Below are 5790 nucleotides of genomic sequence, written 5' to 3' on the forward strand. Positions count from 1 at the left end.
GGAAGGGGCGGGTAGGGGAAAGAACCACCACCCAAATACCCCCGCACCGCACCAACACCCGGCCGGGCCCACCACGCCCCGCCCAAGCCCGCCCGCACACTCCCCACCCCCACACCAGGGCCCAACGCCCCCCTAAAGACCCCGCTCACGTGCCCGTTCATCGATCGTTTATCGCGCCGCGCCACTCTTACTCATGTCGATCCGTCGCGTCGGGGGGCAGGCGGGTCGTAGGTGAGGCCTCACCTTAGGGTGATCAACCCTGATCAGCCCTATTCCCCGTCCGGCGATCCTCGGGGGAGTCGCCGGGCGGGTTCTGCTATCCCGAAATGCACATCGCATCATCTCCCCTTTGCAACCAAACGACTCGCACTGACCAACGGAGTTGATCGCTATGAGCGACGAGCAGCAGCTCAAGCCCGGCGTGGTGAACACACCGCAGGACGACCACGCCGGTGGCGCCACTCTCGCCGCCAACAAGGCACCCAAGACCCCGAAGCTCGTACCGCCGGACGATCACGCAGGCGGCGAGCCGGTGGGCGTCCTGATGGACGACCACGCCGGGTCCGAGAAGCCGTTCTGACCGGCTTCCACTGACCGAGCTCGGCCGGCCGGAAATTCTCCGGCCGCCCGGGCCCAGGGGGAACACGGGGGAAACCCACGGGGGACTCAAGGGGGGATGGAAGGGGGAACCACGGGGGGGGGGAGGAAAGGCCCTACGGGGGAGTCCGACGGGGGACGGACGGACAGGGCCCGACCAGAAGAAAGCACCACACGGGGGAACGCTCCACGGGGGAACCGCACCACACAAGGGAAGAGCACCACACGGGGGAAACGCACACCAGGAAAAGCGCGAAAAGGGTTCACCACGGGGGAGTCAAACGGTGAACCCTCCGCACAACGGGGGAGCTCCACCGGGCCGTTCGGCAAAGCACATGGCAACACAACGGGGGTCGGACGTCCCGCACAACAATTGAAGAAGATCCACAACTGAAGAGGGAAGTCCCAGGGGGGACCGACCAACGGGGGACTGACAGGGGCCGGCGTCGGCAGCACGGAGGGGGAGCCGTCGACGCCGGCCCCTGCGGTCATGTCTCAAGGCAAGAGGAAATCGCCAGGGCCGCAGCGGCCGGCGAGGTGAACCACGCGGGTCATCGCCATGGCCCATCACCCATCGCCCACCCAGCAAGGAGTACAGGGTTCACGCGCATTCGGCCGCATAACGGACGCCGTCTTCCCAACGCACTGCGTTCGTCGCCATATCGCGCCACCATTGCGTACCACCACCCCCGATGAAGAGGAGTTGGAATGAACAGCACGACTGCGCTCACCAAGCGGGCGCTCGCCATAGCCACCGTCGCCGCGGCCGCGGCGATCGCCACCGCGGTGCCCGCTACCGCCGATGACCACCCGACGGGGATGCGGCCGACCTCCGCCCACCTCCAGCACGGCTTCGGCGCCGGCGCCGACGACGACCACCCCACGGGCGGGTCGGACGACCACCCGACGGTCGCCGACCCCCGCTAGTACCCGAGGTCAGCTCGCTCCGCCGATGTCCGCCGAGAGCCAGTGCCGCGGTCGCATCGTGATCGCGACGACCGCCTCGGGGTCGGCCATGATCCTCTCCACGTGCTCTGCCACCGCCTGCTCCGTCGGCAGGTAACGGGCAGCGATCTCCCTCGCGAGTTCCCGGGTCGCCACGGCGACCGACACGAGCTCGCCCTCGACGGAGACATAGCGGTACGTCGGAGAAGTCCGGTCCACCATGAGCGTGAAGCACTCGGCATCGGCGATGAGCTGCGCCTTGCGGGAGGCGCGGCCGGTAACGAACACGAAATCACCGCCTGGCCGGTACACGTACCAGACGGGCACGTTCACCGGGCCGCGCCTCTCGTCGCCGGCATCCACGGCGAGCGCCGCCACATGCGGCCCGGCCAGGAATTCCTCGCGTTCTTCGACGGAAAGCGGCATCACGCCCACCTCTTCGGACTCATCGGCTCGTCGGCCCATCGGACTCGTCGGACACTTCGCACTCCGCTGCCCCGGGGCCGGGCCGGTCACCGCCCCGGCCCGTCAAGGCAGCGCGGCCATCCTGATCGCCGAAGCTCCTCAACGCCGCTGTCCGCGCCGCTGTTCCCTCCACCGCTCGTCCGCCGTTCCCCCGTTCTGCCGCAGCGCGTGCTTGACGACCTTCCCGGAGGCGTTGCGCGGCAGCTCCGGTACGAACTCCACCGCGCGCGGCACCTTGTAGTTGGCGACCTCCCGCCGCACCCACGCGATCAGCTCGTCGGCGGACACCGCCTCCGCACCCCGCCGCCGCACCACGAACGCCCTGCCCACCTCCCCCAGCCGGCCGTCCGGCACGCCCACGACAGCCGCCTCCGCCACCCCCGGATGCCGGACGAGCACCCGTTCCACCTCGGCCGGATGGACGTTGAACCCGCCGACCACGAACATGTCCTTCACCCGGTCGGTGATCCGCAGACAGCCCTCGGCGTCCAGCACGCCGATGTCCCCGGTGTGCAGCCAGCCCTCGGCGTCGACGGCCCGCGCCGTGGCCTCCGGATCCTCGAAGTATCCGGACATCACCTGGAAGCCGCGCACCAGGATCTCCCCGCTCTCGCCCGGCGGCAGCGGAGCACCGTCGGCGCCCACCACCCGCAGCTCCGTGTCCGGCACGGCCCGGCCCGACGTGGCCGCGACGACCTCGGCCGGGTCCCCTCGCCGGCACATCGTGACCACACCGGTGGCCTCGCTCATCCCGTAGGCAGTCAGGACGGTCGCCACTCCCAGCTCGTCGCGCAGCCGCTCGACCAGCCGCCGGTCCACGACGGCCGCCCCCGTCACCACCAGCCGCAGCGGTGAGAGGTCGTGCGCCGACCGCGCCGGGTGGTCGAGGAGCGACTGATGGAGAGTGGGCGGGCCGGTCAGGACGGATATCCGCTCCGCCGCGACGTTGGCCAGCACCGTGTCCACCGCGAAGACGGCCTGCGGCACCATCGTCGCGCCCCTCATCAGACAGGCGATGACCCCCGCCTTGTAGCCGAAGCTGTGCGAGAAGGGGTTCACGATCAGATAGCGGTCTCCTCTCCGCAGTCCTGCCAGATCGCTCCAGATACCGAAGGCCCGCAACGTCTGGGCGTGGGTGACCACCACGCCCTTGGGCTCCCCCGTGGTGCCGGAGGTGAACATGATGTCCGAGGGCGCGTCCGGCCCCACGGCGTTCGCCCGCGCCCGTACGGCCCAGGCCGGCACCGCGTCCCCGGCGTCGAGGAACTCCTTCCAGGTGCGGAACTCCGCGGGCGCGTCGTCGGCCAGGACGACGACCTCCCTCAGATGCGGCAGCCCGGGCAGCGGACCACCGGCACCGGCCCCCGGCACCGCCCCGACCGGCCCCGGGGAGGCGGACGGCCCCCGGGGGCCCTCTGACTGCCCCGGGACGGCGGACAGCCCTCGGGAGTCCCCCGACTCCGGCCGGACCGGCACCCCCGTAGCCCCGGCCGCCCGCCCTGCCGCGCTGCGCAGGGAGGCCACGTAGGAGGTGCCGAGGAACGTGCCGGTGACGAAGAGCAGCCTGGCGCGGGTGCGCTCCAGCATCTCGACGGCTTCCGCGCCCTTGAGCCGGGTGTTGACCGGGACGAGGACCGCCCCCGCCGTCACGGCTCCCAGGGCCGCGACGATCCAGTCGAGGGTATTCGGGGCCCAGACGGCCACCCGGTCCCCCGCCCGGACACCAGCGGCGAGGCAACCCGCGGCGGCGCGCTCGACGCGCGCGCCGAGCTGCTCGTAACCGATCCGGGTCCGGCCCTCGACCACGGCCTCACGGCCCGCGTACCGCGCGGCGGCCGTGCGGACCAGCCGGGGTATGGACATGTATTCCAGATCCCCGCGCATCGCGTGCCCTCCCGCACCCCTAGCTGACTGTTCGTCAGATTAGCGATACCCTTCCGCGCTGTCAGCAGTGCTGCCAGCAGTACTGACAGCAGTGACGACGGCCACGGACATGGCCGGGGCAGCGGCAGCGGCAGCGGCGCAACCGGACCGAACCGAAGAGGAAAGCGGCCCGAGCAGCGGATCAGCAGCACGGAGGCGGCGATGGTGACGGCGAGAGCGGCAGGGACGGCGACAGCCACACTCAAGGACGCGACGGCGATCGTCGGCATAGGACAGACTCCCTTCGCCCGGCAACTTCCCGCTTCAGAAAAGACCTTGGCCTGTCGCGCGATCGTCGACGCGCTCGACGACGCCGGCATCCCTCCCTCCCAGGTCGACGCCTTCGCCTCCTACACCATGGAGGAGACCGACGAGGTCGAGGTCGCCAAGGCGATCGGGGCCGGTGACGCGACCTTCTTCTCCAAGGTCGGTTACGGCGGTGGTGGCTCCTGCGCGACCGTCGCCCACCTCGCCGCGGCGATCGCCACCGGCCAGGCGACCGTCGGCGTCGCCTGGCGCTCCCGCAAACGCGGCTCGGGACCACGGCCCTGGCGGAACACCCGCGCCCAGCTGCCCACACCCGCCCAGTGGACCCGCCCGTACGGCCTCCTGCGCCCCGTCGACGAGATCGCCATGCTCGCCCGGCGCTATCTGCACGAGTACGGCGCCACCCGGGACCACTTCTTCAACGTCGCCCTCGCCTGCCGCAACCGCGCCAACCAGAACCCCGCCGCGATCATGTACGAGCGCCCGCTGACCCGCGAGATGTACATGACCTCCCGCTGGATCAGCGAACCCCTCTGCCTCTTCGACAACTGCCTGGAGACCGATGGCGCCCTGGCCTGCGTCGTCGTCTCCGCCGACCGGGCACGCGACTGCCGCCGCCCGCCGGTGTACGTGCACTCCGTGGCCCAGGGACTGCCCTCCCAGCACCACGGCATGGTCAACTACTGGAACGACGACCCACTGACAGGCCCCGCCTGGACCGCCGCCCGCCGTCTGTGGCAGACCGCCGACCTCGGCCCGCAGGACATCGACGTGGCCCAGATCTACGACGCCTTCACCCCGCTCGTCCCGCTGTCCCTGGAGGGCTATGGCTTCTGCGGACGCGGCGAGGGCGGCGCCTTCACCGAGGGCGGCGCACTGGAACTCGGCGGCCGCCTCCCGCTCAACACGGCCGGCGGTGGGCTCAGCGAGGCTTACGTCCATGGCTTCAACCTCATCAACGAAGGCGTACGGCAACTCCGCGGCACCTCCACCGCGCAGGTCCCCGGCGCCACGACCTGCCTGGTGACGGCGGGCGAGGGAGTCCCCACATCAGCGCTTGTGCTGAGGAGTTGAGTCTTCATGTCCTCCATCATGAAGGGCACCACTGACAATGGCCTGTTGCTGCCCGAGCCCGACGAGGACGGCGCCCCCTTCTGGGAGTTCGCGGCCCGCGGTGAGCTGCGCGTTCAGGGCTGCGCCGACTGCCATGCGCTGCGTTTCCCGCCCCGGCCCTGCTGCCCGCGCTGCCGGTCCTTCGCCGGCGAGTGGCGGCGCATGAGCGGGCGCGGCCACCTCTGGTCGTACGTACTGCCCCACCCGCCCCTCCTGCCCGCATATGCCCAGCAGGCCCCGTACAACGTCGTCGTCGTGGAGCTGGCCGACGCCCCGCGCATCCGCCTCGTCGGCAACGTCGTCGCCGCGCCCGACGCACCGCTCGACTCCGTCGACCCCGCGCGACTGCGCATCGGCGCGCCCCTGCGCGTCGCCTTCACCGAACTCGCCGAGGGCGTCACCGTGCCGCGCTGGTTGCTGGAGCGCCCATGACCGCCGACGGCACGCCCACGGTCCGCACGGAGGTGGGCGCGGACGGCG

6 protein-coding genes are annotated in these 5790 nt (G+C 71.0%); 4 read left to right on the plus strand and 2 right to left on the minus strand.

Going from position 1 to position 5790, the window contains the following annotated elements:
- Positions 1–391: 391 nt before the first annotated feature.
- Both J7E86_RS13845 and J7E86_RS13850 read left to right on the plus strand, forming a co-directional pair.
- Complete coding sequence (locus tag J7E86_RS13845) at positions 392–580, plus strand: hypothetical protein (RefSeq protein WP_215081943.1); 189 nt, start codon at positions 392–394, stop codon at positions 578–580.
- Between the two features lie 725 nt (positions 581–1305).
- Positions 1306–1524 (plus strand): hypothetical protein, encoded by a 219-nt coding sequence (locus J7E86_RS13850; protein ID WP_215081944.1) that lies wholly within the window; start codon positions 1306–1308, stop codon positions 1522–1524.
- Positions 1525–1533: 9 nt separating this feature from the next.
- Here J7E86_RS13850 and J7E86_RS13855 read toward each other — a convergent pair whose 3' ends face one another.
- Entirely contained in the window at positions 1534–1968 is a 435-nt protein-coding gene (locus tag J7E86_RS13855; protein ID WP_215081945.1) for a pyridoxamine 5'-phosphate oxidase family protein, read from the minus strand.
- A 138-nt stretch (positions 1969–2106) separates the two neighbouring features.
- Complete coding sequence (locus J7E86_RS13860) at positions 2107–3891, minus strand: AMP-binding protein (RefSeq protein ID WP_215081946.1); 1785 nt, start codon at positions 3889–3891, stop codon at positions 2107–2109.
- Positions 3892–4092: 201 nt separating this feature from the next.
- Here J7E86_RS13860 and J7E86_RS13865 point away from each other — a divergent pair, with 201 nt between their 5' ends.
- Both J7E86_RS13865 and J7E86_RS13870 read left to right on the plus strand, forming a co-directional pair.
- Complete coding sequence (locus tag J7E86_RS13865; RefSeq protein WP_215081947.1) at positions 4093–5271, plus strand: lipid-transfer protein; 1179 nt, start codon at positions 4093–4095, stop codon at positions 5269–5271.
- Between the two features lie 6 nt (positions 5272–5277).
- Positions 5278–5742 carry a Zn-ribbon domain-containing OB-fold protein gene (locus tag J7E86_RS13870; protein ID WP_215081948.1) on the plus strand — a complete coding sequence of 155 codons (465 nt, stop codon included), beginning with the start codon at positions 5278–5280 and terminating at the stop codon, positions 5740–5742.
- The last annotated feature ends 48 nt before the right edge of the window (positions 5743–5790 follow it).

It is taken from the genome of Streptomyces sp. ISL-11, from assembly GCF_018614525.1.
Lineage (GTDB): Bacteria > Actinomycetota > Actinomycetes > Streptomycetales > Streptomycetaceae > Streptomyces.